Source organism: Brachybacterium sp. Marseille-Q7125 (assembly GCF_023062615.1).
GTDB lineage: Bacteria > Actinomycetota > Actinomycetes > Actinomycetales > Dermabacteraceae > Brachybacterium.
The window spans coordinates 1-2,754 of record NZ_JALLAL010000104.1 but is presented as its reverse complement, the minus strand read 5'-3'; the positions used below and the strand labels follow the sequence as shown (position 1 = coordinate 2,754).

The 2,754-nt window shown below is 67.6% G+C and carries 4 protein-coding genes; all 4 read right to left on the bottom strand.

What is annotated here, in order from left to right:
* Nucleotides 1–33 precede the first annotated feature (33 nt).
* The gene (locus tag MU407_RS13815) at nucleotides 34–1,062 is read right to left on the bottom strand and encodes an APC family permease (RefSeq protein ID WP_246958353.1); all 1,029 of its coding nucleotides are present in this window, start codon (nucleotides 1,060–1,062) and stop codon (nucleotides 34–36) included.
* 102 nt (nucleotides 1,063–1,164) lie between these two features.
* Nucleotides 1,165–1,506 (bottom strand): DUF2200 domain-containing protein, encoded by a 342-nt coding sequence (locus MU407_RS13810; RefSeq protein WP_199173937.1) that lies wholly within the window; start codon nucleotides 1,504–1,506, stop codon nucleotides 1,165–1,167.
* A 188-nt stretch (nucleotides 1,507–1,694) separates the two neighbouring features.
* Nucleotides 1,695–2,135 (bottom strand): TA system VapC family ribonuclease toxin, encoded by a 441-nt coding sequence (locus tag MU407_RS13805; RefSeq protein ID WP_246958351.1) that lies wholly within the window; start codon nucleotides 2,133–2,135, stop codon nucleotides 1,695–1,697.
* Nucleotides 2,104–2,349: a hypothetical protein gene (locus tag MU407_RS13800; RefSeq protein WP_246958350.1), complete on the bottom strand. Its 246-nt coding sequence runs from the start codon at nucleotides 2,347–2,349 to the stop codon at nucleotides 2,104–2,106. Before MU407_RS13800 ends, MU407_RS13805 begins: the two co-directional genes overlap by 32 nt.
* Nucleotides 2,350–2,754: the final 405 nt, after the last annotated feature.

Below are 2,754 nucleotides of genomic sequence, written 5' to 3'. Positions count from 1 at the left end.
TCGAGCGCATCGAGAACCATACGAACCGCTCGCTCACGCAGCTCGTCGGGGTACTTGCGTGGTGCAGGCATGACAGGGAAGTCCTTTCCGTGGCTTCACTGCCTCCATCATCCCCGGGGCGATCCAGAGGGTGACGCGGCTGGAGGCCACGAACAGGCCGATGAAGCTGGTGATGAGCCCGAGCACGCCGATGAGGAACGCCCCGAAGCCGAGCAGCGGGAAGCCGGCCTGGGTGAAGGCGTCGATGGTGCCGAGATCCGCGCTGGCCACGTCCTCCCAGGGGATCACGTATGCGGTGGCCAGCAGCACGATGGTGTAGAACACCGCGGCGACCGCCACGGTGGCGACCACGGCCCGGCCCACCTGCCCGGGCTTCAGGCTCGACTCCTCGGCCAGCACCGCCACCAGCGAGAAACCGACCACGTACGTGATGCCGGGGACGACCATCCGCAGTGTCGAGGTGGCGGGGTTCTGCTCGGGGGTCCACATCGGCCACAGGTTCCCCGGCTCCCCGACGACGAGCGCCGTGATCGCGAGCGCCGCTCCGATCGCGAGCATCACGACGAACAGCAGCACCTGGATCTGCGCCCCGATGCTCACTCCGAACCAGTTCAGCGCGAACACCACGAGCGCGAGCGCGATGCCGACGGCGAGCACCGGCAGCGTCACCGCCTCACCGTTGACGCTGTACAGCGGCATCTGGCTCATCATCGGCACGTACTTGCCCAGCAGTGTGCCGAGCGCGGTGATATAGAAGGACAGCGAGGCGATATATGCGCCGATGTGGAACCATCCGGTGGCGAAGCCTGCGGAGCGGCCCAGCGCCGTGTACCCCCACACCACCTCACCGCCGGCGCGCGGCACAGCGCTGGTGAGCTCCCCGTAGGCGAGGGCCACGAAGGACGCGAACACCGCGCCGATCAGCAGGCCGACGATCATGCCGCCCGCCCCGAGATCGGCGAAGAACGTCGAGGAGGTGTAGATCCAGCTGGAGCCCACCACCCCAGCGACGCCGAGGGCGATCAGGGAGGGGAACCCGAGGGTTTTCTTGAGCTCTGCCACGGCAGCTCCTTCGCGCGCTCAGGGGAGAAAGGGCCGCGCCGTGCGGCAGGGGAGCACGCCGCGGGAGCGCCCAGTATGGCGCACCGGTGCGATCAGGCCCGATCAGCCTCGCAGGATGCTCTCCATCTTCTTGCCGCGCGCCAACTCGTCGACGAGCTTGTCGAGGTAGCGGATCTTCTGCATGAGCGGATCCTCGATGTCCTCCACGCGCACTCCGCAGACCACGCCGGTGATCAGCGGCGCGTTCGCATTCAGCTGCGCCCCGGCGAAGAAGTCCTCGAAGGTGGTGCCCTCGTCGAGGTGCTGCGCGATCTGCTCGGCGTCGAAGCCAGTGAGCCAGCTGATCACCGTGTCCAGGTCCTCGCGGCTGCGGCCCTTCTTCTCAACCTTGGTGACGTAGTGCGGGTACACCTCAGCCACGGGCACGCTGAAAATGCGGTGGATCATGGCAGGGAGACTATGCGCAGGGTGCTTCCGGGGTCGCGTGTCCAGGGTGCCGCGGCGGGTGAGCCGTCCCATGCACCCACCACCTACCCCGGAGTACCGCGGGTGCCGTTCGCTATACGGGGTTCACACCTGCACCAGGGCGGGACATGTGGTAACCCTCCGCGCAACCGGACGTACCGGCGCGGTCAGTCCTCCCAGACCTCGATGAGGTCCCGGTCTGCGGGGGCGATCACGCGGAGCATCGCTGCATCGAAGGTGGCCAGGCGCGTTCCGTGATGAGCTGCAAGATTGAGCAGCTGGAGGTCCGTGACCTGCCGTCGTCCAGCGAGCACTCTGGTGTCGATGGAGGGGGCCGCAAGTGACGTGCTGTCGTCGAGAAAACGCCATCCAGGAACCGCGCGGATGGCGCGCAGCTGGCCGAGGGCTTCCGGGCCCTCGACCTTCCGGCCCGTCAGTTTCTCCGTGAGGAGCGCCCGTAGAAGCCCTCCCTCCGTGATGGAGCAGGTGCTCCACTGGGAGAGCTGCGAGAAATGGCGATGCGCTGCTCGATGATGAACGTGGGTGTCCAGCGACAGCGCGATGAGGACGTTGACGTCAAGAAGCACAGCATTCCTCGGGCTCGTCATCGCGATGCTCGGCCACGAGCTCATCGGTCACCACATGCCCCGGTGCTCCGCGGAGCACCGGGAAACCGCTGCCTGTGTCCGCGGAGGCGGTATCGAGCTCCAGGCCTCGCAAGGCGATATCGGACAATGCGCGGCCGATGGAAATCCCCTGAGCCTGTGCACGTGCACGGGCGGCACTGAGCACCGCCGGGTCCAGGTCGAGTGTTGTCCGCATATGCGCAATCTAGCATCATCGCATCGCCGCATCACTACATCAGCTCGGCAGGAGTTTGTCTCTACGCAAGATCACTACCTACCCCGGAGTACCGCGGGTGCCGATCCGTATAGAGCCTTCGCACCCGCACCAGGCCGGGAGAAATGGTGGCGTCACCACATGCCTGCGGCTTCTGCGCGCGGCTGCCCGCGGCGGGGCGCCCCGCGCAGACGCCCCCGGCCTGTGGTGACGCCCCCCTTCGCCCCGGCCCGCTGCCGGGGCGGAGGCTCTGTACGGGTCGGCCCCCGCGCGTCCCCTGCGTAGGCGGTGCCCCTGCGCAGCTGCCCCCTCCTCCCGCGCTGCTCTGCTGGTGTGGCGGCGCGCTGGCGCCCTACTCCGCGCGTCTGTACCGCAGCCGTCTCGTAC